Genomic DNA, 25,873 nt, shown 5'->3' with positions numbered 1-25,873 from the left:
CGGTTTTTTTATGGCGCTGCCTTAATTGGTCGAGGGGTATTCCTGAATCGTGATATTCAGTGTCAATTTGTGGCCATCGCGGATGATATCCATCGGGATCACTGAACCGGGGCGGATCTCTGCCACCTGGTCCATGGTTTCCAGCACCGAGACCGCCGGCGTGTGATTAACCGCAACGATAATGTCTTTCACCTGGACCCCGGCCAGTGCCGCCGGGCCATCCGGGGCAACTTCATTGACAATAATGCCCTGCAACTGGTCAAGCCCGGCAGTGGGGCCGTGGAGCGGCATATTGTCCCGGCCACTGATGCCAATATAGCCGCGGATCACCCGGCCATCGCGGATCAGCTTATCCATAATTTTGGTGGCCAGCCGGGTAGGGATCGCAAAGCCGATACCTTCTGGCGTTTCGCCGTCGGCGCTCTTATCGAAAGAGAGGGTGTTAATCCCCACCAGTTCGCCAAGCGTATTGACCAGGGCCCCCCCGGAGTTCCCGTGGTTAATTGAGGCATCGGTCTGTAAGAAGTTCTGCCGCCCGGAGGGATTCAGGCCTACGCGGCCGGTGGCGCTGATTATCCCCTGGGTGATGGTCTGGCCGAGGTTATAGGGGTTACCTATCGCCATCACCACGTCACCGACGTGTGGCGTACGGTGCGGGTTAATCGGGATGGTGGGCAGGCTGGTGGCATTGATCTTCAGCACGGCGATATCGGTCAGCGTGTCAGAGCCCACCAGCAGCGCCTCAAAGAAGCGACCATCCTGGAGCGCCACGATTATCTGCTCTGCGTCGTTAATGACGTGCTTGTTGGTGACGATATAGCCCCGGTTATCCATGATAACCCCGGAGCCGAGCGTGAGCCGGTTCTGCGAGGGGGTAGTGGCATTCAGCCCGCGGGTGTAAATATTGACCACCGCCGGGGCCGCGCGGCGCACCGCGGCGTTGTAGCTAACGGGGGTTTCGTCGGCGCTGTCGTAGCGTGGCGAAAAAGGGGCAATGCTATTGCGCAGGGAAGGCACCAGCGCCAGCAGCAGCGCAGAGACGATCAGGCCAAGGATAACCGGACGAAGAAGCTTCAATATCATAGTTCAGGATAGCCCGCGTGGGTCAAAGGCAACACAAGGTAAAAGTGCGGGCACCCGGGGCCGGGTGTCCGCTTTTCAGCCACTTACTGTTGCAGTAACAGATAGAGCACATCATCGCCGCGTACCACGCGCAGTGCAAGAATCGGTGGTTTGTTTGCCAGCAATTTACGCATATCGGCAATGGTTCGTACCCGGGTACGGTTCACGGCCACGATGATATCGCCTTGTTTCAGCCCTGACTGTGCGGCCGGGCTGTCTTTGTCGATATTATCAATGCTGATCCCCGGGGAGCTGTCTTTCAGTTTCCCGTCGCTCAGCGTGGCCCCCTGCAGCGCCGGGGAGATAATATCGGCACTGGCGGTCGATGCGGTGCTCTTATCGAGGGTGACGGTAACCTCAAGAGGCTTGCCGTTACGCAGTAATCCCAGCTTCACGCTGCTGCCGGGTTCAGTTGTGGCAATACGGGTCCGCAGTTCTGCAAAGCTGGACAGCGATTTACCGTTCATGCTGACAATCACATCCCCGGCTTTGATACCGGCTTTGGCAGAACCTGAACCGGGCAGCACTTCACTGACAAACGCGCCGCGCTGGGCATTGAGGTTAAAGGCTTTGGCGATATCGGCGCTCATTTCGGTGCCGCGAATACCCAACAGACCGCGGCGCACTTCACCGAACTGGATAAGTTGTTTTGCCAGGGTCAGCGCCATATTACTCGGGATAGCAAAACCGATGCCGATACTGCCGCCTCCGCCCCCTGGGGCGAGGATGGCGGTGTTAATGCCGATCAGCTCCCCGTTAAGGTTGAGCAGGGCGCCGCCGGAGTTACCGCGGTTAATTGAGGCATCGGTCTGGATAAAGTTTTCCAGCCCTTCGAGGTTCAGGCCGCTGCGGCCCAGTGCCGAGACGATACCCGAGGTGGCCGTCTGCCCGAGGCCAAAGGGGTTACCCACCGCAATGGCAAAGTCACCCACCCGCAGCGCGTCGGAGTCCGCCACGTGAATTTGGGTCAGATTTTGCGGATGCTGAAGTTGCAGCAGGGCGATATCGCTCTGCTCATCGCCGCCGATCAGTTTGGCATCAAATTCGCGCCCGTCATTCAGCTGGACACTGATTTTGTTCGCCTGGCTGATAACGTGATTATTGGTCAGGACATAGCCTTTGGCCGCATCAATAATCACGCCGGAGCCTAACCCTTCAAATTGTTGTGGGCCACGGGGCGGCATACCGGGCATACCGGGTATCCCCGGTATAGGGGGCTGGCCATCAGCGGCATCCGGTGCCGCCGCTGCTGCGCCCTGGACCTGTACGCTGACAACCGCCGGTAATACCTTATCAAGGATTGGCGCCAGGCTTGGTAACGCGCCTTGTCCGGGCACTGCCGATGGGATAGCTGCCGCCACCGGGAGCGGGCTGGAGAGGGTTAAGCCAACACTTAACGCTAATGCAGTTAACAGCAAAGGAGATTTATTCATTGCAACAGGCTCTCATCACCATCGTAAAGGAAAAAGACCCAAAACATCCTGATATTATTTAATTCTCAACGATTTAACAATGATTTGTTAACAAATCATGCTGTCGTCTTATCCTGACATATGGGAACTGAGACAAACACTTTCCAGAATAGTGCTTGTTGAATGAAAAAGGGGCGTCAAATATGGCGCCCCGGTGAAAAATGCGAGAAATTGCGGATTACTTGCGGGTCGGACGCTCGCCGCGTAACAGGCCGGAGGCGCCTTCGGAGTAGTCGCGCGGCATCTGGACCGGTGCCTGATCGTTGCTGGCTTCAGATTCGCCCAGGCGGCTACGAAACGGGTTGGTTTCGTCAGTCATTTCCGGCAGGAGGTTGTTGGAGCTTTTCACCATATGCTGATACAGCTGGCGGTAGTCGGTGGCCATATTGTCCAGCAATTCGGCACTACGGGCAAAGTGGCTGACCAGCTCTTCACGATACTGCTCCAGCTCGTTTTTGTTCTTTTCCAGCTCATACTGCAAGGCTTGCTGCTGGCGCAATTTGCGGTTCCCAAACCGCATGGCAACGGCACCGATAATGATGCCAACCACTAACCCAATAAGCGCATATTCCCAGGTCATGAACTTCTCCCGTTATCTTGTGTGTCCGTAGGGTGTGACTGCGAGGCCTTTCGGTTAGCTCCGTGCCATCGCGCGATACCAGCACTATAACCGTTAATCTCACAGAAGTGGAATCCTGACGCACTATCGCTTAGTGTAGAACGGCCTTTTTTTAGTCAACCGGGAAGCTCGTCGCCACGGGTTTCCGAGGAATAAGAATAACACCATGCACAGCCTTTCTCCGACATCGCGATATCAACTGGCCCTTGATGAGGGCAACTACAAACCGGATGACGTCCAGCGCGAAGCGGTAAACCGCCTGAACATCATTTGGGAGGAACTCAGCCAGAAGCCGGCACAACCCACCGCTGACGGGGGGGGCAAAATGAAGTCGACCCTCGGGCGGCTATTTGGCAAGCGCAATACGACCGCCAAACCTGAGTCGGTACGTGGCTTATATATGTGGGGCGGCGTTGGCCGGGGGAAAACCTGGCTGATGGATATGTTTTATCAGAGTATTCCCGGTGAGCGTAAACTGCGGCTGCACTTTCACCGCTTTATGCTGCGGGTCCACGAAGAGCTGGGCCGGTTGCAGGGCCACAGCGACCCGCTGAACATGGTGGCGGATGACTTCAAAGCCCAGGCGGATGTGATCTGCTTTGATGAGTTTTTTGTCTCCGACATTACGGATGCCATGCTGCTCGGTGGCCTGATGAAAGCGTTATTCGACCGGGGGATCACCCTGGTGGCGACCTCGAATATCCCGCCGGATGCGTTGTACCGTAATGGCCTGCAGCGCGCCCGCTTCCTGCCGGCCATTGAGGCCATTAAAGCCCACTGCGACATTATGAATGTTGATGCCGGGATTGATTACCGGTTGCGCACTTTAACCCAGGCCCATTTGTGGCTCTCCCCGCTAAATGATGAAACTCAGGCGCAAATGCTGAAGCTGTACAGCGCCCTGGCCGGCAGCCCGGCGGAGGGCGAGTCCGTGCTGGAGGTGAATCACCGGCCGATGACGGTCTTCGGTACCGTGAACCAGACGCTGCTGGTTGATTTCACCACGCTGTGTGTCGATGCCCGCAGCCAGCATGACTATATTGCCTTGTCGCGCCAGTTCCATACGGTGTTCCTGCGCAATGTTCAGGTGATGGATATCCGGCTGGAGAGCGAGGCCCGGCGGTTTATTGCCCTGGTGGATGAATTTTATGAGCGCCATGTGAAGCTGATTGTCTCCGCGGCGGTACCTTTATATGACATTTACAGCGGGGAGCGCCTGAAGTTTGAGTTTCAGCGCTGCCTGTCACGGCTGCAGGAAATGCAGAGCGAAGAGTACCTCAAACTGCCGCATCGCCCGTAAAATGCCTTGTCCGGGCGGCGGTCTGGACAAAATAATAGCCAGAAACCGGTAATCAAACGTAAAAAGGGGTCGATCTTTGACCCCTGTTTCCCTATAATCCTGCGACCCCACGTTACAACAAAGTTTTTTTCCCGAAACTTTCGAGTGCCGGTGAAACGTATCCGAAGGGGTAGGTTTACTGGACTATGTCGTGTGAACCTCAACAGATTTTAGGCGTTTGGGTGTTCACCAACGTGTAACTAATTATTTGGGTAAGCTTTTAATGAAAACTTTTACAGCTAAACCAGAAACCGTACAGCGTGACTGGTATGTTGTTGACGCGACCGGTAAAACTCTGGGCCGTCTGGCTACCGAACTGGCTCGTCGCCTGCGCGGTAAGCATAAAGCGGAATACACTCCGCACGTCGATACTGGTGATTACATCATCGTTCTGAACGCAGAAAAAGTTGCTGTAACCGGCAACAAACGTTCTGACAAAGTGTACTATCACCACACTGGTCACATCGGTGGTATCAAACAAGCGACCTTTGAAGAGATGATTGCCCGCCGTCCTGAGCGTGTGATTGAAATCGCGGTTAAAGGCATGCTGCCGAAGGGCCCGCTGGGTCGTGCTATGGCCCGTAAACTGAAAGTTTACGCTGGCAACGAGCACAACCACGCGGCACAGCAACCGCAAGTTCTGGACATCTAATCGGGATTATGGCAATGGCTGAAAATCAATACTACGGCACTGGTCGCCGCAAAAGTTCCGCTGCACGTGTGTTCATCAAACCGGGCAACGGCAAAATCGTTATCAACCAGCGTTCTCTGGAACAGTACTTCGGTCGCGAAACTGCCCGCATGGTAGTTCGCCAGCCGCTGGAACTGGTCGACATGGTTGAGAAACTGGATCTGTACATCACCGTTAAAGGTGGTGGTATCTCTGGTCAGGCTGGTGCGATCCGTCACGGTATCACCCGCGCTCTGATGGAGTACGACGAATCCCTGCGCGCTGAACTGCGTAAAGCTGGCTTTGTTACTCGTGACGCCCGTCAGGTGGAACGTAAAAAAGTTGGTCTGCGCAAAGCACGTCGTCGTCCGCAGTTCTCCAAACGTTAATTGTTTTCTGCCTCTGGCAGAAAGCTTTTGGCGCAAAAACCCGGTCATGGACCGGGTTTTTTTATGCCTGGGAAAAGCTTATCTACTGTAATCGAATGATTTTTCAGTATTTATGTGACGAATGGCAATCACTTCACCACACTGCCGTCAAAATCTGGTAAACTATCATCCAATTTTGTGCCCAAATGCCAGTATCTGTTTATGTTTTAGCCGCCTGGTTGGGGTGAAATAAACACGGCGGGTACGGTTTTTTGTCAGACAGCCTGCGGGCGTAGTTTGGCTGAAGTATATACTGAATAATACCTGGAGGTTTTCATGGCTGTCGCTGCCAACAAACGTTCGGTAATGACGCTGTTTTCTGGTCCTACTGATATTTATAGCCATCAGGTGCGCATTGTCCTGGCTGAAAAGGGTGTCAGCTTTGAAATTAAGCATGTGGAAGCGGGCAACCCGCCGCAAGATCTTATCGATCTGAACCCAAGCCAAAGCGTGCCGACTCTGGTAGATCGCGAGCTGACACTGTGGGAGTCCCGCATCATCATGGAATACCTTGATGAACGCTTCCCGCACCCGCCGCTGATGCCGGTTTACCCGGTTGCGCGCGGTGAGAGCCGCCTGTACATGCAGCGTATTGAGAAAGACTGGTATAGCCTGATGAACATCATCAATACCGGTACTGCTCAGGAAGCGGAAACCGCGCGTAAGCACCTGCGCGAAGGTTTACTGGAAATTGCGCCAGTGTTCACCCAGAAGCCGTACTTCCTGAGTGACGAGTTCAGCCTGGTTGACTGCTGTCTGGCTCCGCTGTTGTGGCGTTTACCGCTGCTGGGTATTGAGCTGAGCGGTGCGGGCTCTAAAGAGCTGAAAGGCTATATGACCCGTGTCTTTGAGCGTGATTCTTTCCTGGCATCGCTGACTGAAGCCGAGCGGGAAATGCGTCTGCACGGTCGGGGCTAAGCATCATGGATATGTCGCAGCTCTCTCCACGTCGTCCGTATCTGCTGCGGGCTTTCTATGACTGGTTGCTGGACAACCAGCTGACGCCTCATCTGGTGGTGGATGTGAACCAGCCAGGGGTTGAGGTGCCGATGGAGTACGCCCGCGACGGGCAAATCGTTCTGAACATCGCGCCGCGTGCCGTGGGTAATCTGGAACTGACCAATGACGAAGTGCGCTTCAGTGCGCGCTTCGGCGGGGTACCACGCCAGGTCTTTGTCCCCATGTCCGCGGTGCTGGCTATTTATGCCCGTGAAAACGGTGCTGGTACCATGTTTGAGCCAGAAGCCGCCTACGATGAAGAGCCGGTAAGCCTGAATGATGAGGATGCTTCTGCCGGGGATAGTGAAACCGTTATGTCGGTGATCGACGGCGATAAGCCCGATCACGCCGATGATAACGACCCCGATGATGATCCGCCGCCGCCGCGTGGTGGCCGTCCGGCATTACGCGTGGTGAAATAAGACCCGGCCACAGGGCGTACTAATAAAAGTACCAATAAAAAAAGGAGCTGATATCAGCTCCTTTTTACTTTCTGTGTGCTGGCTATGCTGCCAGGCTACACCTCAAGTTACACCTCAAGACTATACCTCAAGGTAATTCAGGATCCCGTCTGCGGCTTTGCGGCCTTCGGCGATGGCGGTCACCACCAGATCCGATCCCCGCACGATATCACCACCGGCGAAGATCTGCGGGTTACTGGTCTGGAAGGCGTTTTCTGACCCTTCAGGGGCGATTATCCGGCCCTGAGTGTCCAGCTCCACGCTGTGGGCTGCCAGCCATTCCATGCTGTGTGGGCGGAAACCAAACGCCATTACCACGGCATCCGCCGGTACCACGTGCTCCGACCCGGCGACAATTTCCGCCCGGCGGCGGCCTTTAGCATCCGGGGCTCCCATTTCGGTGCGGGCCATCTTCACACCAGAGACTCTGCCGCTGGCGTTGATCTCAATACCCAGCGGCTGCACGTTGAACTGAAACTCCACCCCTTCTTCACGGGCGTTTTTCACTTCCCGGCGTGAGCCCGGCATATTTTCTTCGTCGCGGCGGTAGGCGCAGGTCACGTGAGTGGCCCCCTGGCGTACCGAGGTACGCACACAGTCCATGGCGGTATCACCGCCGCCCAGCACCACCACGCGCTTGCCTTCCATACTGGTGTATGGCGCGTCAGCGGAATCCCCAAAGCCCATCAGCTGTTTGGTATTGGCAATCAGGAACGGCAGGGCATCGTAAACCCCCGGGGCCTCTTCGTTTTCCAGGCCGCCGCGCATAGACTGATAGGTCCCCACCCCAAGGAATACCGCGTCGTATTCACTCAGCAGCGCATCGAGGGTGATATCTTTGCCCACCTCGGTATTGAGCTGGAACTCAATGCCCATACCGGTGAAGATTTCCCGGCGGCGGGTCATCACGCTTTTATCCAGCTTAAAGGCCGGAATGCCAAAGGTCAGTAGGCCGCCTATCTCCGGGTGGCGGTCATAAACCACGGCCTTAACCCCGTTACGGGTTAACACGTCGGCACAGGCCAGCCCCGCAGGGCCTGCACCAATAATGGCCACGCGCTTACCGGTCTGCTTTACGCCGGTCAGATCCGGCCGCCAGCCCATTTCAAAGGCTTTATCGTTGATGTAACGCTCGATATTGCCAATGGTGACGGCACCGAACTCGTCATTCAGGGTGCAGGAGCCTTCACACAGACGGTCCTGTGGGCAGACCCGGCCGCACACTTCCGGCAGGGTATTGGTCTGGTGGGACAGTTCTGCCGCCTCAATGATGCGCCCCTCGTTGGCCAGTTTCAGCCAGTTAGGGATGTAGTTGTGTACCGGGCACTTCCACTCGCAATAGGGGTTACCGCAGGACAAACAGCGATCTGCCTGGGCCTGGGCCTGGTTTTCGGAAAATGCTTCGTAGATCTCTACAAATTCAATTTTGCGGATCTTGAGCGGTTTTTTCGGCGGATCAACACGCTGCAAGTCGATAAATTGATATACGTTCTGGCTCATCGCTACCCCTTACTGCGCCTGCACCCGCAGCTCTGCTGCGGAACGACTACGGTGACCCAACAATGCCTTCACATCACTGGACTTCGGTTTAACCAGCGCGAACTTCGCGGCAAATGCTGGCCAGTTGGCAAGGATCTCTTCCCCGCGCTGGGAGCCGGTCAGATGGACATGTTCGGTGATAAGCCCACGTAAGTGCTCTTCGTGGATGGCCAGATCATCGACATCCAGTACTTCAACCAGTTCCGGGTTGACGCGTTTGCGAAACTCCCCGTCTTCGTCCAGTACATAGGCGAAGCCGCCGGTCATCCCGGCCCCGAAGTTAACCCCGGTTTTGCCCAGAATGCAGACAATCCCGCCAGTCATATATTCACAGCCGTTATCACCAATACCTTCGACCACGGTGATCGCGCCGGAGTTACGCACCCCGAAGCGCTCACCGGCGCGGCCTGCGGCATACAAACGGCCACCGGTTGCGCCATACAGGCAGGTATTACCGATGATGCTCGCGTCGTGGCTGCGAAAAGCGGAGCCCACCGGCGGGCGGACAGCAATCACGCCGCCGGCCATACCTTTACCCACATAGTCGTTAGCATCGCCAGTCAGATGTAATTCCACCCCACCGGCGTTCCAGACCCCAAAGCTCTGGCCAGCGGTACCGCTGAAGTGCGCTTTAATCGGATCGGATGCCAGCCCCTGGTCGCCATGCTGGCGGGCAATATAGCCGGACAACGTCGCCCCCACGGAGCGGTCAGTATTGCGGATATCAAACCAGAAGGTTTTGCTCTGCTTCTCATCCACAAACGGCTGGGCCTGTTTCAGCAACTGGGCATTCAGATCGCCTTTATCAAACGGCGGGTTGTGCTCGGTGCAATACAGCGCTTTCCCCGGGTGCGGTTCCGCGGTTTCCAGCAGACGATGCAGTTCCAGCTTCTGCTGTTTGGCGGTCAGCCCTTCCAGCTCGGTGAGCAGGTCGGTACGGCCAATCAGATCCACCAGCCGGGTGACCCCCAGCAGCGCCATCAGCTCACGGGTTTCCCGGGCGATAAATTCAAAGTAGTTGGTCACTTTGAACGGCAGGCCGTGGTAGTGGTTCTTACGCAGTTTTTCGTCCTGGGTCGCCACACCGGTCGCACAGTTGTTGAGGTGGCAAATACGCAGGTATTTACAACCCAGCGCCACCATCGGGCCGGTACCAAAGCCAAAGCTCTCGGCCCCGAGGATCGCGGCTTTAATAATATCGACCCCGGTTTTCAGGCCGCCATCCACCTGAAGGCGGATCTTATGGCGCAGGCCGTTGGCCACCAGGGCTTGCTGGGTCTCCACCAGGCCAAGTTCCCAGGGGCAACCGGCATATTTCACGGAAGAGAGCGGGCTGGCCCCTGTGCCGCCGTCGTAACCGGCGATGGTTATCAGGTCCGCATAGGCTTTCGCGACCCCGGTAGCGATAGTGCCGACCCCGGGTTCAGAAACCAGTTTTACCGAGATCATCGCCTGCGGGTTGACCTGTTTCAGATCGAAAATCAACTGGGCCAGATCCTCGATAGAGTAAATATCGTGGTGCGGCGGCGGGGAGATAAGCGTAACGCCCGGGACGGAGTAGCGCAGTTTGGCAATATACGGGGTGACTTTATCCCCCGGTAACTGGCCACCTTCACCGGGTTTTGCCCCCTGAGCCACTTTGATCTGGATAACATCGGCGTTAACCAGGTAGGCCGGGGTAACCCCGAAGCGGCCAGAAGCCACCTGCTTAATCCGGGAGACTTTATTAGTGCCGTAGCGGGCCGGGTCCTCGCCCCCTTCACCGGAGTTTGAATTGCCGCCTAATCCGTTCATGGCTTCGGCCAGGGATTCGTGGGCTTCCGGGCTCAGGGCGCCAATCGACATGGCTGCCGTATCGAAGCGTTTAAACAACTCGCTGGCGGGTTCGACGTTATCAACGCTGATAGCTTCACCGTTCGGGGTGATGCGCAGCATATCGCGCAGGGTTGCTACCGGGCGCTCGTTCACCAGCCGGGCATACTGCTGATAGTCCTGATAGTCACCGGTTTGTACCGCCTGTTGCAGGGTGCGTACAACGTCCGGGTTGTAGGCGTGGTATTCGCCGCCGTGGACGTATTTCAATAACCCGCCCTGATCCAGCGGCTTACGGGCCAGCCAGGCGCGTTTAGACAGGTTCAGCAGATCCTGCTGGAAGTCAGCGAAGTTCGCGCCACCGATGCGGCTTACTACCCCCTGGAAACAGCCCAGGGCCACATCATCGTGCAGGCCAACGGCTTCAAACAGTTTGGAGCAGCGGTAAGAGGCAACAGTCGAAATGCCCATTTTGGACATGATCTTGTACAGCCCTTTATTGATCCCGTTACGGTAGTTAAGCATCACCGCCCGGTAGGGCTTATCAATGGTTCGGCTGTCGACCAGTTTGGCCAGGGTTTCGTAGGCGAGGTACGGGTAGACGGCGGTGGCGCCGAAGCCCAGCAACACCGCAAAATGGTGCGGATCGCGGGCGCTGGCGGTTTCCACAATGATGTTGGCATCGCAGCGCAGGCTCTGTTCGACCAGGCGGGTCTGGATAGCGCCCACCGCCATCGGAGCCGGAACCGGCAGCCGGTTTTTGGCAATGTTGCGGTCCGACAGCACCAGCAATACCGTGCCGTTACGTACCATCTGTTCGGCGCTATCGCACAGGGCCGCAATGGTCTGTTCGAGGGTGGTTTCGGTGGCATCAAAGGTGATGTCCAGCGTATCCGCCCGGTAGTGATTCTCTTCGAGGGTGGTCAGCTGGCGGAAGTCCGAATAAAGCAGGACCGGCGATTTAAAGCTCAGCCGGTGGGCCTGGCCTTCTGCCTCGCAGAACACGTTCATTTCCCGGCCAATGCTGGTGGCCAGCGACATGACATGGGCTTCGCGCAGCGGATCGATAGGCGGGTTCGTCACCTGGGCAAACTGCTGGCGGAAATAGTCATAAATGATGCGTGGCTGGCTGGAGAGCACCGCAAACGGTGTGTCATCCCCCATCGAACCAACCGCTTCCTGGCCATTTTCACCCAGCACGCGAATAACCTGATCCAGCTCTTCATTGCTGTAGTTAAACTGTTTCTGGTAGCTGGACAGCAGATCGTCGTCCATTTCCCGGGTGCCCACTTGCTCATCAGGCAGATCTTCAAAAGGCACCAGGCGGCGGACGTTTTTCTCCATCCACGCTTTATACGGATGGCGGCTTTTGAGATCGTTATCGGTTTCCGCCGAATGCAGGATACGGCCACTACGGGTGTCGATAACCATCAGTTCGCCGGGGCCGACGCGGCCTTTTTCCAGCACTTCGTCCGGCTGATAATCCCAGATACCCACTTCAGACGCGCAGGTGATCAGTTTATCTTTGGTTATTACGTAGCGCGCCGGGCGCAGGCCGTTACGGTCAAGGTTACAGGCGGCGAAGCGCCCGTCGGACATCACGATACCCGCCGGGCCATCCCAGGGCTCCATATGCATGGAGTTAAAATCAAAGAAGGCGCGCAGCTCGGGGTCCATATCCGGGTTATTCTGCCAGGCTGGCGGCACCAGCAGGCGCATGGCGCGGATGATGTCCATCCCGCCGGCCAGCAGCAGTTCCAGCATATTGTCCAGCGAGCTGGAGTCTGAACCGGTTTCGTTAACAAACGGCGCTGCCGCCTGGAGATCCGGGATAAGCGGGGTCTGGAATTTATAGGTACGGGCCCGGGCCCACTGGCGGTTACCGGTGATGGTGTTGATTTCACCGTTATGGGCTAAATAACGGAACGGCTGAGCCAGGGGCCAGCGCGGTACGGTATTGGTTGAGAAGCGCTGGTGGAACAGGCAGATGGCCGATTCCAGGCGCAGGTCAGCCAGGTCCAGGTAGAAGCGCGGCAGATCTGCCGGCATACACAGACCTTTATAGATATTGACCAGGTTGGACAGGCTGCATACGTAGAAATCTTTGTCCTGGTCCTGAATCCGTTTTTCAATGCGGCGGCGGGCAATAAACAGACGGCGTTCCATATCACGCGGGCGCCAGCCTGCCGGGGCATTAACAAAAATTTGCTCAATACGCGGCAGAGAGGAGAGGGCAATCTCCCCCAAAACGTCCTGGTTAGTGGGGACGTCGCGCCAGCCGACAATCGACAGGGTTTCCCGCTGCAGCTCTTCTTCAACAATGCGGCGGCTCGCCTGGGCTTTCTCATCATCCTGGCTGAGGAACAGCATCCCGACCGCGTAGTTTTTGGCTAAACGCCAGCCGCGCTCTTCGGCCACCACGTGGAAAAAGCGATCGGGTTTTTGTAAAAGTAAGCCGCAACCGTCGCCGGTTTTGCCATCCGCAAGGATAGCGCCACGGTGTTGCATACGGGCCAGTGCGTGAATAGCAGTACGCACTACCTTGTGGCTAGGTTCGCCTTCTATGTGGGCGATCAGGCCGAAACCACAGTTATCCTTCTCAAGGGATTTATCGTACAACATATCAGTGAACCTCCCCAGGCTCTGCGGGATTCCCGATACCGTTTGCGTGCAGGCGCGAAAAGAGAGCCGCGACAGGCGCGCGCGTTATACCCAGCGCACTATTCGCTCTCCTTAAGGCCTTCGCAGCGGATTCACAAGTAGTGAGGACTTGCTCAGAGGGAATCTCAATTACTGCATAAATATGACGGATAGACTACCCGTCGACAAAGCTTCCAGCGGATCCCCAACTTAGCGATAATCTGCACTCAGGTCAAATGGCATACTTATCGCTGAATTAGTCGATGGGTTTGTATTTAATATTTTGATTTTTAACGATAAAAACTAATTAATTGTCGGGCTGAACTACCCTGGGAGAAGGAATGTAATGTGATCTGTCTCACTAATATCTGGCGAAATCATTACCACGCCGTGCTATCCGTCAATAATTATCCAGCATAATGTGTTGCTATTGGCCCACAAAGCCAGTCATGACACTGTTTTTCACTGTGGGAGATAATTTTTAAAAATTAGTGGCGGATATAAGGAAAAGTAATCGGCAGAATGATGACTAAAATGGCGTTAATTTTGAATTAATATTCAATAAATGCAGTGCTCCCGGCGCTTGATCCAGGTCATCGCCAGAGTGAGCAAAAAATGGCAGGCTAAGCCCCTTTTATGGGCCGGCCTTCCAGATTATGCAGTTACAGAAATTAGTCAATATGTTTGGTGGTGATTTATCACGCCGTTATGGGCAAAAAGTCCATAAATTAACCCTGCACGGGGGATTCAGTTGCCCAAACCGCGACGGCACCATTGGCCGGGGAGGATGCACTTTCTGTAATGTCGCGTCGTTTGCCGATGAAGCCCAACAGTACCATTCCATTGCCGAACAACTGGCAGACCAGGCCCAGCGGGTTAACCGCGCGAAACGGTATCTGGCCTATTTCCAGGCCTATACCAGTACCTGGGCTGAAGTGCAGGTGCTGCGCGCTATGTATCAGCAGGCCGTGGCCCAGGCCAGCGTGGTGGGGCTGTGCGTCGGTACGCGCCCGGATTGTGTGCCGGACAGCGTGCTGGATCTGCTGAGTGATTACCGTAATGAAGGTTATGAAGTGTGGCTGGAGCTGGGGCTACAGAGCGCCCAGGATAAAACACTGCACCGCATTAACCGGGGCCATGATTTCGCCTGCTATCAGCAGACTACGGCGCGGGCCCGGGCCCGGGGGCTGAAAGTGTGCAGTCACCTGATTGTTGGCCTGCCGGGGGAGAGCGACGCCGAGTGCCTTGATACCCTGGCGCGGGTGGTCGACACCGGGGTGGACGGCATTAAACTGCACCCGCTGCATATTGTTACCGGCAGCACCATGGCAAAAGCCTGGCAAGCGGGCCGCCTGGCCGGTATTGAACTGGATGATTACGTGCGTATTGCCGGGGAGATGATCCGCCATACGCCGCCGGAGGTGATTTACCACCGTATTTCTGCCAGTGCCCGGCGCCCGACACTGCTTGCCCCGCTATGGTGTGAGAACCGCTGGACCGGTATGGTTGAGCTGGATCGCTGGATGAACCAGCACGGCGTTCAGGGATCGGCATTAGGGACGCCGTGGCAGTGGCCGCAATCTTCTGAAACCTGAGTATTTCGCCGGTTTTCCGGTATGATTGAACGGACACTCAGCGAAGGGCTCTTCCATGAAGCAAATCCGTTTACTGGCGCAATACTACGTTGATTTAATGATGAAGCTGGGGTTGGTCCGCTTCTCATTATTGCTGGCTTTGGCTTTAGTTATTCTCGCGATGGCAGTACAGATGGCAGTGACCATGGTGCTGAGTGGCGAGATAGAAAGCATTGATGTTATTCGCTCGATCTTCTTCGGGTTACTGATTACGCCCTGGGCGGTCTATTTCCTGTCGGTGGTGGTGGAGCAACTGGAAGAGTCCCGGCGGCGGTTATCCCGGCTGGTGGAAAAGCTGGAAGAGATGCGCGAGCGCGATCTTAAGCTCAATATCCAGTTAAAGGACAATATCACCCAACTGAACCAGGAGATTGCCGACCGCGAAAAAGCCGAAGCGGAGCGCCACTCTACCCTCGAACAACTGCAAATTGAGATGCAGGAGCGCGCCCAGACCCAGGTGCAGCTGGAGCAACAGTCCTCCTTCTTACGTTCCTTTCTGGATGCCTCCCCGGACCTGGTGTTTTACCGCAACGAAGAGCAGTATTTTTCCGGCTGTAACCGGGCGATGGAGCTGCTGACGGGCAAAAGCGAAAAACAGCTGATTGGCCTCAAGCCCTGTGATGTGTACACGCCGGAAACCGCAGAAAAAGTCATTGAAACCGATGAGAAAGTCTTCCGCCATAATGTCTCGCTCACCTATGAGCAGTGGCTGGATTATCCCGATGGCCGTAAAGCCTGTTTTGAAATTCGCAAAGTGCCATATTACGACCGGGTGGGGATGCGCCACGGCCTGATGGGCTTTGGCCGCGATATCACCGAGCGTAAGCGTTACCAGGATGCGCTGGAGCGCGCCAGCCGCGATAAGACCACGTTTATCTCCACCATCAGCCACGAGTTGCGTACCCCGCTCAACGGCATTGTTGGGCTGAGCCGTATTCTGCTGGATACCGACCTGACCGGCGAGCAGGAGAAATACCTCAAAACGATCCATGTCTCCGCCGTGACGCTGGGTAATATTTTCAACGATATTATCGATATGGATAAGATAGAGCGGCGCAAAGTTCAGTTAGATAATCAGGTGATGGACTTCACCGGGTTTATGTCGGATCTGGAGAACCTGTCCGGCCTCCAGGCCCAGCAAAAAGGGTTGCGCTTCGTGCTCGAATCCGCCCAGCCCATGCCCCATAAAGTGGTGACCGACAGCACCCGGTTGCGCCAGATTCTGTGGAACCTCATCAGCAACGCGGTGAAATTTACCCCTCAGGGCGGTAGCGTCACGGTGCGGGTGCGTTACGACAACAACCAGATGCTCCATGTCGATGTGCAGGATTCGGGGATCGGTATCCCGGCGGATGAACAGGATAAAATCTTCGCCATGTACTATCAGGTTATGGACAGCCACGGCGGGAAACCCGCCACCGGGACTGGTATTGGTCTGGCGGTCTCCCGCCGCCTGGCGAAGAGTATGGGCGGCGATATTGTGGTCGCCAGCGAGCCGGGGAAAGGGGCAACCTTTAGCCTGACGGTGCATGCACCGAATGCGGATGAAGACGCGGCAGAGCAGAGCCAGGGCGATGATGTGCCATTACCGGCACTGCATGTGCTGCTGGTGGAAGATATCGAGCTGAATGTGATTGTTGCCCGCTCGGTGCTGGAGAAACTCGGCAACAGTGTCGATGTCGCCATGACCGGTCAGGCCGCGCTCGATACTTTTGCACCGGGGGAATATGACCTGGTGCTGCTGGATATTCAGCTCCCGGATATGACCGGCCTGGATATCTCCCGGGAGCTGCACCGCCGTTATCAGCCTGACGATTTACCCCCGCTGGTGGCGCTGACCTCGAATGTACTGAGAGATAAACGCGAATACCTTGATGCCGGTATGGATGATGTGCTGAGCAAACCGCTGGCGGTACCGGCCCTCACGGCCATGATCAAAAAGTTCTGGGATAGACCAGAACAGGATAAGGAGAGTGCGATGACTGAGCAGCAGACACCGAAAGATCACGTCCTGGATACCGAGATGCTGAGCCAGTACCTGGAGCTGGTAGGGCCAAAATTGATCACCGACGGGCTGGCGGTATTTGAGAAAATGATGCCGGGCTACCTGAATATTCTGGAGTCCAACTTTACCGCCCGGGATCAGAAAGGCATTGTCGAAGAAGGGCACAAAATTAAAGGCGCTGCGGGATCGATTGGTTTGCGCCATATACAGCAGCTTGGGCAGCAGATTCAGAGCCCGGATCTGCCGGCCTGGTGGGACAATGTCGGCGACTGGATTGAAGAGGTGAAGCAGGACTGGCAGGGGAACGTGGCCATACTGAAAGCGTGGGTTGCTGAACACGACACTAAAAAATGACCCCGGTAAACCGGGGTGCGCGAATACTGCGCCAACACCAGGGAAACGGTAACGCCGCTGCTGAGTAGATTATTGTTCAGGCACAGCGGCGCCTGTGAAAGCGAAAACAGTCAGGGATAAGATAGCAAACCTTAAAATATTTGTTACAAGAATCAGTAAAATATGTGAAGCGGAACGCTGATATCAGTTTGGCTGATACCGGCTAACAGCGGCACTGCCGGGGGAGCGACGGATGAAAAAAATTGGTGTTATTTTAAGTGGTTGTGGCGTGTATGACGGTAGCGAAATTCATGAGGCTGTTATCACGTTACTGGCGATAGCCCGCCAGGGTGCAGAAGCGGTCTGTTTTGCGCCGGATAAACCCCAGCACGATGTGATTAACCACCTGACCGGCGAGCCGCTGGCGGAGAGCCGGAATGTCCTGGTCGAGTCGGCCCGTATTGCCCGGGGCCAGATTCGTCCGTTATCGGCGGCCAACAGCAGCGAGCTGGATGCCCTGATTGTTCCGGGAGGATTTGGCGCCGCTAAAAATCTGTGTGATTTTGCCAGCGCGGGGAGTGATTACCAGGTCGATGCGCAGTTAAAACAGCTGGTGCAGGCCTGCCACGCCGCCGGTAAACCGCTGGGATTTATGTGTATTGCGCCAGCCATGTTACCCGGCCTGCTGGCGCTTCCGGTGCGTTTTACTATCGGCACCGATCCGGATACCGCCGAGGCTATCGAAGCGCGCGGCGGTGAGCATGTTCCCTGCCCGGTAGATGATATTGTGGTCGATGAAGAGCACAACGTGGTGACCACACCGGCCTATATGCTGGCGGAGAATATTGCCGAGGCGGCAACGGGGATTGAGAAGCTGGTGGCCCGCGTGTTGGCTCTGAGTGCATGAAGCACGGCGGCATATTTTACCGTCTGCGGTGTGCACTGTTACGCCTGGTGCTTTGTGTTGCGGGGATCTGGCTACTGGGGATCCTGCTGTTCAGCGTGATGCCGGTGCCGTTTTCTGCGGTGATGGTTGAGCGCCAGGTCAGCGCATGGCTGGGGGGCAACGTCGGCTATGTGGCGCATTCTGACTGGGTGGGGATGGACGACATCTCCCCCTGGATGCCGCTGGCGGTCATCGCGGCCGAAGACCAAAAATTCCCGCAGCACTGGGGGTTCGATGTGCAGGCGATTCAGCTGGCATTTGACCACAACGAACGGCATGAAAAACGGATTCGCGGGGCGTCTACGCTGTCCCAGCAGACCGCGAAAAACCTGTTTTTGTGGGATGGCCGCAGCTGGGTGCGCAAAGGGCTGGAGGCAGGGCTGACGGTTGGGATCGAAACGGTGTGGAGCAAGCGGCGTATTCTGACGGTCTATTTGAATATTGCGGAGTTTGGCAACGGGATCTTTGGGGTTGAGGCCGCGTCCCGGCACTATTTTCATAAACCGGCAAAACAGCTGACCATTTCTGAAGCGGCGCTGCTGGCGGCGGTATTACCTAACCCGATACGCTACCGGGCCGATGCTCCGTCCGGTTATGTCCGCACCCGCCAGCAGTGGATCATGCGCCAGATGCGCCAGTTGGGGGGTGAAGGCTACCTGCGGCGTAATGCGTTGCATTGATAGCGGCGATAGCGGCGGAAAGCCGCAGGGAAGCGGGAGCATGGCAGGTGTTCCCACCCGCCATGTGTTCTAGGATCAGTCTTCGTCGAACCCGGCATTAAACAGGGCAATCACGGCGCTTAACGCCTCCTGCTCCTGGGGGCCGCTGGCTTCAATCTCGATATGGCCGCCTTTGGCGGAGTCCAGCATCAGCAGGGCAATCACGCTACTGGCTTCTGCTTCGGTGCCCGCTTCATTGCGCAGCAGGACTTCAGCGTCATAGCTTTGCACCAGTTCAAAGAGTTTCATGGCCGGCCGGGCGTGCATCCCCAGCCGGTTAGTGATTTCAACACTCTGTTTCACGGTCATGTTTTGCGTTTTTCCAGGGTTCTGTGGCGTGACTGCACATTCTTGCCCCGGGAGCGGAAATAGTCAGCCAGCTGCTCGGCAACGTACACCGAACGGTGTTTCCCCCCGGTACAGCCAATCGCAACCGTCAGGTAGCTACGGTTATTGGTTTCCAGCATAGGTAACCATAGCTCAAGATAGCTGCGGGTCTGATAAATGAAATTGTGGACTTCGGTGTGGCGATCGAGAAACGCAGCCACCGGTTTATCCAGCCCGGTCATCGGGCGCAGTTTCGGGTCCCAGTGTGGGTTTGGCAGGAAGCGCACGTCGAACACATAGTCGGCGTCAATCGGGATACCGTGTTTGAAGCCGAAGGACTCAAACACCATGGTCAGCTCACGTTCGCGCTTGCCCAGTAACCGGGTGCGCAGCATCTCTGCCAGCTCGTGTACCGACATCTCCGAGGTATCGATAATCAGGTCTGCCCGGGAGCGCAGCGGCTCCAGCAGGTTGCTTTCTTCATCGATGGCGCTCTCCAGGGATAAATTCTTGCTGGATAGCGGGTGTAAACGACGGGTGTCGCTATAGCGGCGGATCAGGGTATTGCGATCAGCGTCCAGGAACAGTAACTGCGGAGAGAAGCCTTCAGGCAGGTTTTGCATCGCCTGCTCAAAGACCTCCGGGGACTCCGGCATATTACGCACGTCAATGCTCACCGCCGCGGATACGTGGCGGTCATGCAGGGTTTTTGCCAGCTCGGGCAATAACACGACGGGCAGGTTATCGACACAATAAAACCCCATATCCTCCAGGGCACGTAGCGCCACCGACTTCCCTGAACCTGAGCGGCCGCTGACAATCATCAGCACCATGAACACTCTCTCCCACATCTCATAACGATAAATACAGAGATTGCCGCAGGGGGCTGCGGCGCATTTTATTCCGCGTCGCTGTTGCTGCCGCTATCGCGACTTTCTTCGGTGATTATCTGATATAACTCTTCGTCACTTTGGGCAGCGCGCAGGCGGCGGCAGATGGTTTTACCTGCTAAGCGACGGGCAACCACAGACAGTGTGTGTAAATGGGTTTTGGTCTGGTCTGCGGGCACCAGCAGGGCAAACAGCAGATCCACCGGCTGGTTGTCGATAGCGTCAAACGCGATCGGCGTTTCCAGCTGAATAAATACCCCCACAGCGCGCAGGGTGTCGGCTTCCAGCTTACCGTGCGGAATGGCAATCCCGTTACCGATCCCGGTGCTTCCCATGCGCTCCCGGGTTAATACTGCCTCAAACACCACCTGCGGAGGTAAGCTAAGCTGTTTTGCCGCCAGTTCACTAATAATTTCCAGTGCGCGTTTCTTACTCTGGCAGTGCACCGCACTGCGAGTACAATCCTGGTTAAGGACGCTACTGAGCAAAAATTCCGAATCGTTATTTGTCATAATTTCACCTAAGCGCCGTCGTATTTGCGGCCCGCGATCCGGGGGATCTGGGCCGCAGAGATCGGCGAACGCCTGGACAATTAATGTTGTTTTAGTTTGTCTTTATGTTTATTGAGCTGTCTGGCCAGTTTATCGATCAGCCCGTCAATGGCCGCATACATGTCCTGGCCTTCGGCGCTGGCATGCAGTTCCCCGCCATTGACGTGTAGCGTTGCTTCCGCAATATGACTGACTTTCTCCACTTTCAACACAATGTAGACCTGATTAATCCTTTCAAAATACTGCTCCAATTTAGCAAATTTCGCCGTCACAAACTCGCGCAGAGCCGGGGTTATTTCGACGTTATTTCCTGTGATGTTGAGCTGCATAGTGTCTTCCTTATGGTTGAGTCAGACCAGTTGTTTACGCTGGTTTGACGGAGGAATCGATAATGACTCACGGTATTTAGCCACAGTGCGCCTTGCCACCATAATGCCCTGGTCAGAGAGTATCGTGGTGAGTTTACTGTCGCTCAGGGGTTTTGCGGGGTTTTCCGCCGCGATTAACTTCTTCACCAGTGCGCGAATCGCCGTGGAGGAGGCTTCCCCGCCGCCTTCCGTATTCACATGACTGGAGAAGAAATATTTCAGCTCAAAAATCCCGCGCGGACTGTGCAGATACTTCTGGGTGGTCACCCGCGAGATTGTGGATTCATGCATCTCGACAGCCTGGGCGATATCCGCCAGCACCATCGGTTTCATATACTCTTCGCCGTGCTCAAAGAACGCCTGCTGTTGTTCGACGATACAGCGGCTGACGCGCAGCAGCGTGTCATTGCGGCTTTCAAGGCTTTTGATAAGCCAGCGGGCTTCCTGCAAGTTACTGCGAATAAACTGGCTGTCGCTATCGTTGCGGGCACTGGTCCCCATGGCGGCGTACTGCTGGTTTATCTGCAGGCGCGGGATGCTGTCGTTGTTCAGCTCCACCGTCCAGAGCCCCTGATGCTTACGCACCAGCACATCCGGGATAACATATTCCGGTTCGCCGGTCTGGATTGACTGGCCGGGACGGGGGTCGAGGGACTGAATAAAATTCACCGCCTCTTTGAGAACCTCTTCTTTAAGGCGGGTGACGCGCATCAGGGTACGGAAATCATGGTTTGCCAGCAGATCAAGGTGCTCCCGGACGATAAGCCGGGATTCTTCCAGCCAGGGGGTATCTTTGCTGTACTGAGAAAGCCGGATCAGCAGGCAGTCGCGCAGATCTTTTGCGGCCACGCCGATCGGATCAAAGCGCTGGATCCGCTTGAGCACCGCTTCGATCTCATCGATGTCCAGCGCGTCATCGCCAATGCTTTCGCGAATTTCTTCCAGCGAGACGGTCAGATACCCGGTATCGTCCACGGCATCAACGATAGAGGTGGCGATGGCGCGATCGGTATCGGAAAACGGCGTCAGCTCGACCTGCCACATCAGGTAATCCTGAAGGGTTTGTGTGGTTTCCCCCTGGTAGACCGGGAGTTCATCATCAAAGTAGTCTGCGCCGCTACCGGAGGAGGTACCCGCGGTGTAGATCTCGTCCCAGCTGGCGTCCAGAGGCAGCTCCTCCGGCATCTCTTTTTGTTCCAGCGCATCGCGGCTGTCGAGGGTTTCGTTATCGGCTGGTTCCTGAGTGTCCACTTCCTGATGCGTGTCGGTTTGCTCCAGCAGTGGGTTACTTTCCAGGGCTTGTTGTAGTTCCTGTTGGAGTTCCAGCGTGGACAACTGCAGCAGACGGATCGCCTGTTGTAGTTGTGGCGTCATCGCCAGCTGTTGACTAAGCCGTAGTTGTAAACCCTGCTTCATGTTCAGTGCAAACTTCCTCAGGTATAGATGCCCGCGTTGGCCGTATGTGCCTGGGCGGATCATCAATGGTTATCGTGCGGCGGTAACCCGCTTGCTGTCTCGCCGCTTTATCTCCTCCGGATCGTCCGCTGGCCTGGCCAGACGGTACAAGATCGCCGGTGAATCTTCCTACCCTATCAGAGTCTGAAGTCTTCCCCAAGATACACGCGTTTAACCTGCTCGTTTTCCAGGATCTCTTTCGGGGTCCCGTGGGCGATCAAGTGGCCCTGGCTAACAATATAAGCCCGTTCGCAGACCGCGAGTGTTTCACGTACGTTATGGTCTGTTATCAAAACCCCAAGGCCGCTGTCGCGCAAGTGCTCAATGATTTTTTTGATGTCGATAACGGAAATCGGGTCAACACCGGCGAAGGGCTCATCCAGCAGAATGAACTTAGGATTGGCCGCCAGTGCCCGGGCAATTTCCACCCGGCGGCGTTCACCCCCGGATAACGACTGGCCAAGGCTGTCGCGCAGATGTTCAATATGGAACTCTGCCAGCAGCTCGTTGGCGCGATCTTCACGCTGCTCGGTGGTCAGATCATCGCGGATCTGTAAGACCGCCATCAGGTTGTCATAGACACTCAGGCGGCGGAAGATGGACGCTTCCTGGGGCAGATAGCCAATGCCGCGGCGGGCGCGGGCATGCAGCGGCAGTAAGCTGATATCTTCGTCATCAATAATGATGTTGCCGGCGTCGCGCTGAACAATCCCGACCACCATGTAAAAGGTGGTGGTTTTCCCTGCACCGTTAGGCCCCAACAGGCCGACGATCTCGCCGGAGTTCACCGTCAGGCTGACATCTTCCACCACATGGCGGCCTTTGTAAGCCTTCGCGAGATTTTTCGCAATTAATGTTGCCATATCGAATCAGTTACTCTTGTGTTGTGCCGGTGATTTGTTGCTGCCGCTTTTATCCTGAATCTGATTCGGCACCAGAATCGTGGTCACGCGTTTGCCTTTTTCGCTGAACGCCTGCATTTTCTGCTGCTTAACCAGATAGGTGATTTTGTCACCCTTGATATTGCTGTCCAGCTGCTCAAGGTAGGCGTTACCGGTCAGCACGACAAAGTCATTGGCCAGCTCATAGTGCATTTTGGCCGCGTGGCCTTTTACCGGTTTGCCGTTGTCCTGCATCTGGTAGAAGGTGGCCGGGTTGCCGTAGCCATCAATCACTTCTTTGCCGCTCTGGCCATCCGGGCGGGTAACCACGACTTTATCGGCATTGATTTTGATAGTGCCCTGGGTGACCACCACGTTACCGGTGAAGGTCACTACGTTACCCTGCATATCCAGCGACTGCTGATCGGATTCGATGTGGATAGGCTGATCGGTGTCCCCGGTAACCGCGAAGGCTGGCAGGCTCGCCGCCATCAGCGCCCCGGTGATGACCAGATTAAGGCTGAGTTTGTTTATCTTGAATTTCATATGAAGTTCTAACCTTTTCAATCAGCTTGGCAGTTTTACTGCGCAGGTTACCGCGCATTTTCAGGCCGCTGGAATTAAATGTCGTGCCGTACAGCGTCACCAGATCGTCAGAGGTAACGTCCTGCGTTACCAGATTCACCTGGGCATTATCCGTCGTGATTTTACGTAGCTGAGAGTCAGGCGTCAGTGCGTTGACCTCAGCATGACCATAAAGATACAGCATTCTGTCATTAGTCAGTTTGGCGCGATCTGCCTTAATTGACCAGGTGGGGATCTGCTGATCATCAAAGCTTGTGACCACCGGGTCGGTAAACCAGGAAACTGATTCAGCCGCAAAATACTCGGTATGCTGCGAAATCAGCCGGTATGTCAGCGCCCCCTGTGGGCTATAGACCAGGGTACTGGAATAGCCACTTTTGTATGTTGGCTCATTGGTGTCCGTGGTCACCGGCGTTTGTTGTTCCCGGTCGGCCAGATTCACGCCAATCAGCACCAGAACAAGCAGGGCGAGCAGGATGATAACCCAGCGCCTGGTTTTACTCATATGGATTGCCCTTTGGCTTCATCAAGTTTTCCTTGTGCCAGGAGCAGCAAATCACAGACTTCACGTACTGCACCGCGGCCGCCATTAATCCGGGTAACGTAGTCCACCCGGGGTAACAGCAGGGGGTGCGCGTCAGCAACTGCCGCACTTAACCCAATTTTTTGCATTACCGGCCAGTCGATCAGATCATCGCCAATATAGGCTATCTGCTCAGCGGGTATCCCCAGCCGGGTTTGCAGATCGGCAAAGGCAATCAGTTTATCTGACTGCCCCTGATACAGATGATTGATGCCGAGGGTGTGGCAGCGATCTTCCAGTAATTTTGCCTTTCTGCCGGTAATAATGGCGACATCAATCCCGGATGTCAGCGCACAGCGAATACCGTAGCCATCGCGCACGTTAAACGCTTTCAGCTCTTCACCATTATTACCCATATAAATCAGCCCGTCAGACATGACACCGTCAACGTCGAGAATCAACAGCCGGATTTCCCGGGCTTTCGCCATGACATCAGCGCTCACGGGCCCATAACAGGTGTCTATGGTGGCTTGCGGGTTACTCATTCAGACTTTACCTTTCTGCAGTTACACCACGCCTGCGCGCAGCAGGTCGTGCATATGTATCACACCAACTAACTGGTCACCATCAGCTACCATCACCGAGGTAATATGGCGCGATTGCATGACATTCAGCGCATCCACGGCCAGAATGCCTGGGCGTACGCGAATGCCGCCGGGTGTCATGACGTCGACAATTTTTGCCTGGTGTAAATCAATGCCCATATCCAGTATCCGGCGCAAATCCCCATCGGTAAAGATCCCGGCAATTTTCATGTCAGCGTCGCAAATCACCGTCATACCAAGATTTTTACGGGTGATTTCCAGCAGCGCATCGCGCAGGGTGGCGTTTTTACTGACATGAGGGATTTCGTCACCGGTGTGCATAATGTCATTGACCCGCAACAGCAGCTTACGGCCCAGTGCGCCACCGGGGTGGGAGAGGGCGAAATCTTCTTTGGTAAAGCCCCGGGCCTGCAACAGGGCCACCGCCATCGCATCCCCCATCACCAGGGTCGCCGTGGTGCTGGTGGTCGGGGCCAGTCCCAGGGGGCAGGCTTCCTGGGGAACCCGAATGCACAGATGGATATCTGCGGCTTTCGCCATGGTGCTTTCCGGGCGGCCAGTCATGCACAGCAGCGGCACATGGAGACGTTTTAAGACCGGGATCAGCGCCAGGATTTCATTAGACTCACCGGAGTTAGAAATCGCGATCACGATGTCCTGGGGGGTGACCATCCCCAGATCGCCGTGGGCGGCTTCACCGGGGTGGACAAAAAATGCCGGGGTGCCGGTACTGGCAAAGGTGGCCGCCATTTTGCGGCCAATATGCCCGGACTTACCCATCCCCATCACCACGACTTTACCGCGGCAATGGGCTATTTTTTCGCAGGCGTGCGAAAAATCATCATTAATATACTGATCGAGCTGGGCCAGGCCTTCACGTTCAATCCTCAGGACATCCTTACCTGCCTGCTGAAAGTCAAAACCCGGCTGCAATTCTACATGGGACATAA

24 protein-coding genes are annotated in these 25,873 nt (G+C 55.7%); 9 read left to right on the top strand and 15 right to left on the bottom strand.

What is annotated here, in order from left to right; translation table 11 throughout:
- Positions 1-21 precede the first annotated feature (21 nt).
- The 3 genes from degS to zapG form a co-directional block, all read right to left on the bottom strand.
- Positions 22-1,083: an outer membrane-stress sensor serine endopeptidase DegS gene (degS, locus tag F9C28_RS08055; RefSeq protein ID WP_199014718.1), complete on the bottom strand. Its 1,062-nt coding sequence runs from the start codon at positions 1,081-1,083 to the stop codon at positions 22-24.
- Positions 1,084-1,166: 83 nt separating this feature from the next.
- Entirely contained in the window at positions 1,167-2,555 is a 1,389-nt protein-coding gene (gene degQ / locus F9C28_RS08050) for a serine endoprotease DegQ (RefSeq protein WP_199014717.1), read from the bottom strand.
- 217 nt (positions 2,556-2,772) lie between these two features.
- Complete coding sequence (zapG, locus tag F9C28_RS08045; protein ID WP_199014716.1) at positions 2,773-3,174, bottom strand: Z-ring associated protein ZapG; 402 nt, start codon at positions 3,172-3,174, stop codon at positions 2,773-2,775.
- Positions 3,175-3,379: 205 nt separating this feature from the next.
- Between zapG and zapE the strand changes: the two genes are divergently transcribed.
- The 5 genes from zapE to sspB all read left to right on the top strand — a co-directional run bounded on the left by zapE (position 3,380) and on the right by sspB (position 7,071).
- A complete protein-coding gene (gene zapE / locus F9C28_RS08040) occupies positions 3,380-4,513 on the top strand; it encodes a cell division protein ZapE (protein WP_199014715.1) in 1,134 nt (377 codons plus the stop codon).
- A 262-nt stretch (positions 4,514-4,775) separates the two neighbouring features.
- Entirely contained in the window at positions 4,776-5,204 is a 429-nt protein-coding gene (gene rplM, locus F9C28_RS08035) for a 50S ribosomal protein L13 (RefSeq protein WP_002442074.1), read from the top strand.
- 14 nt (positions 5,205-5,218) lie between these two features.
- Positions 5,219-5,611 (top strand): 30S ribosomal protein S9, encoded by a 393-nt coding sequence (gene rpsI / locus F9C28_RS08030; protein WP_023480836.1) that lies wholly within the window; start codon positions 5,219-5,221, stop codon positions 5,609-5,611.
- A 315-nt stretch (positions 5,612-5,926) separates the two neighbouring features.
- Positions 5,927-6,568 carry a stringent starvation protein SspA gene (sspA, locus tag F9C28_RS08025; RefSeq protein WP_199014714.1) on the top strand — a complete coding sequence of 214 codons (642 nt, stop codon included), beginning with the start codon at positions 5,927-5,929 and terminating at the stop codon, positions 6,566-6,568.
- 5 nt (positions 6,569-6,573) lie between these two features.
- A complete protein-coding gene (gene sspB, locus F9C28_RS08020; protein WP_199014713.1) occupies positions 6,574-7,071 on the top strand; it encodes a ClpXP protease specificity-enhancing factor in 498 nt (165 codons plus the stop codon).
- 120 nt (positions 7,072-7,191) lie between these two features.
- Here the strand turns inward: sspB and F9C28_RS08015 are convergent, their stop codons facing one another.
- Together F9C28_RS08015 and gltB are read right to left on the bottom strand one after the other, a co-directional pair.
- Complete coding sequence (locus F9C28_RS08015) at positions 7,192-8,610, bottom strand: glutamate synthase small subunit (RefSeq protein WP_199014712.1); 1,419 nt, start codon at positions 8,608-8,610, stop codon at positions 7,192-7,194.
- A gap of 9 nt (positions 8,611-8,619) precedes the next feature.
- Positions 8,620-13,083, bottom strand: coding sequence for a glutamate synthase large subunit (gene gltB / locus F9C28_RS08010; RefSeq protein WP_199014711.1), 4,464 nt, complete (start codon positions 13,081-13,083; stop codon positions 8,620-8,622).
- Between the two features lie 674 nt (positions 13,084-13,757).
- Between gltB and F9C28_RS08005 the strand changes: the two genes are divergently transcribed.
- The 4 genes from F9C28_RS08005 (at position 13,758) to mtgA (ending at position 18,699) form a co-directional block, all read left to right on the top strand.
- Positions 13,758-14,696: a TIGR01212 family radical SAM protein gene (locus tag F9C28_RS08005; RefSeq protein WP_199014710.1), complete on the top strand. Its 939-nt coding sequence runs from the start codon at positions 13,758-13,760 to the stop codon at positions 14,694-14,696.
- Between the two features lie 55 nt (positions 14,697-14,751).
- The gene (arcB, locus tag F9C28_RS08000; protein WP_199014709.1) at positions 14,752-17,094 is read left to right on the top strand and encodes an aerobic respiration two-component sensor histidine kinase ArcB; all 2,343 of its coding nucleotides are present in this window, start codon (positions 14,752-14,754) and stop codon (positions 17,092-17,094) included.
- Between the two features lie 232 nt (positions 17,095-17,326).
- A complete protein-coding gene (elbB, locus tag F9C28_RS07995; RefSeq protein WP_199014708.1) occupies positions 17,327-17,980 on the top strand; it encodes an isoprenoid biosynthesis glyoxalase ElbB in 654 nt (217 codons plus the stop codon).
- Positions 17,977-18,699: a monofunctional biosynthetic peptidoglycan transglycosylase gene (gene mtgA, locus F9C28_RS07990; protein WP_199014707.1), complete on the top strand. Its 723-nt coding sequence runs from the start codon at positions 17,977-17,979 to the stop codon at positions 18,697-18,699. Before elbB ends, mtgA begins: the two co-directional genes overlap by 4 nt.
- Before the next feature lie 75 nt (positions 18,700-18,774).
- Here mtgA and npr read toward each other — a convergent pair whose 3' ends face one another.
- The 10 genes from npr to kdsD all read right to left on the bottom strand — a co-directional run bounded on the left by npr (position 18,775) and on the right by kdsD (position 25,871).
- Positions 18,775-19,047 carry a PTS phosphocarrier protein NPr gene (gene npr / locus F9C28_RS07985; protein ID WP_199014706.1) on the bottom strand — a complete coding sequence of 91 codons (273 nt, stop codon included), beginning with the start codon at positions 19,045-19,047 and terminating at the stop codon, positions 18,775-18,777.
- The gene (gene rapZ / locus F9C28_RS07980; RefSeq protein WP_002442054.1) at positions 19,044-19,898 is read right to left on the bottom strand and encodes an RNase adapter RapZ; all 855 of its coding nucleotides are present in this window, start codon (positions 19,896-19,898) and stop codon (positions 19,044-19,046) included. Before rapZ ends, npr begins: the two co-directional genes overlap by 4 nt.
- A gap of 65 nt (positions 19,899-19,963) precedes the next feature.
- Positions 19,964-20,467: a PTS IIA-like nitrogen regulatory protein PtsN gene (gene ptsN, locus F9C28_RS07975; protein WP_199014705.1), complete on the bottom strand. Its 504-nt coding sequence runs from the start codon at positions 20,465-20,467 to the stop codon at positions 19,964-19,966.
- A gap of 80 nt (positions 20,468-20,547) precedes the next feature.
- Positions 20,548-20,835 carry a ribosome hibernation promoting factor gene (gene hpf / locus F9C28_RS07970; RefSeq protein ID WP_199014704.1) on the bottom strand — a complete coding sequence of 96 codons (288 nt, stop codon included), beginning with the start codon at positions 20,833-20,835 and terminating at the stop codon, positions 20,548-20,550.
- A 21-nt stretch (positions 20,836-20,856) separates the two neighbouring features.
- The gene (rpoN, locus tag F9C28_RS07965; RefSeq protein WP_199014703.1) at positions 20,857-22,290 is read right to left on the bottom strand and encodes an RNA polymerase factor sigma-54; all 1,434 of its coding nucleotides are present in this window, start codon (positions 22,288-22,290) and stop codon (positions 20,857-20,859) included.
- A gap of 176 nt (positions 22,291-22,466) precedes the next feature.
- Positions 22,467-23,192, bottom strand: a complete 726-nt coding sequence (lptB, locus tag F9C28_RS07960) for an LPS export ABC transporter ATP-binding protein (RefSeq protein WP_199014702.1) — start codon at positions 23,190-23,192, stop codon at positions 22,467-22,469.
- A gap of 6 nt (positions 23,193-23,198) precedes the next feature.
- Positions 23,199-23,756 carry a lipopolysaccharide ABC transporter substrate-binding protein LptA gene (gene lptA, locus F9C28_RS07955; protein WP_199014701.1) on the bottom strand — a complete coding sequence of 186 codons (558 nt, stop codon included), beginning with the start codon at positions 23,754-23,756 and terminating at the stop codon, positions 23,199-23,201.
- Entirely contained in the window at positions 23,725-24,300 is a 576-nt protein-coding gene (gene lptC / locus F9C28_RS07950) for an LPS export ABC transporter periplasmic protein LptC (RefSeq protein WP_199014700.1), read from the bottom strand. The genes lptA and lptC overlap by 32 nt, the downstream gene beginning before the upstream one ends.
- A complete protein-coding gene (gene kdsC, locus F9C28_RS07945; protein WP_199014699.1) occupies positions 24,297-24,863 on the bottom strand; it encodes a 3-deoxy-manno-octulosonate-8-phosphatase KdsC in 567 nt (188 codons plus the stop codon). Before kdsC ends, lptC begins: the two co-directional genes overlap by 4 nt.
- Positions 24,864-24,884: 21 nt before the next feature.
- The gene (gene kdsD, locus F9C28_RS07940; RefSeq protein ID WP_199014698.1) at positions 24,885-25,871 is read right to left on the bottom strand and encodes an arabinose-5-phosphate isomerase KdsD; all 987 of its coding nucleotides are present in this window, start codon (positions 25,869-25,871) and stop codon (positions 24,885-24,887) included.
- Between the last annotated feature and the right edge of the window lie 2 nt (positions 25,872-25,873).

It is taken from the genome of Shimwellia pseudoproteus (assembly GCF_016415625.1).
Classification (GTDB): Bacteria; Pseudomonadota; Gammaproteobacteria; order Enterobacterales; family Enterobacteriaceae; genus Shimwellia; species Shimwellia pseudoproteus.
The sequence above is the reverse complement of the archived record's forward strand: the minus strand, read 5'-3'. Positions and strand labels throughout refer to the sequence as shown.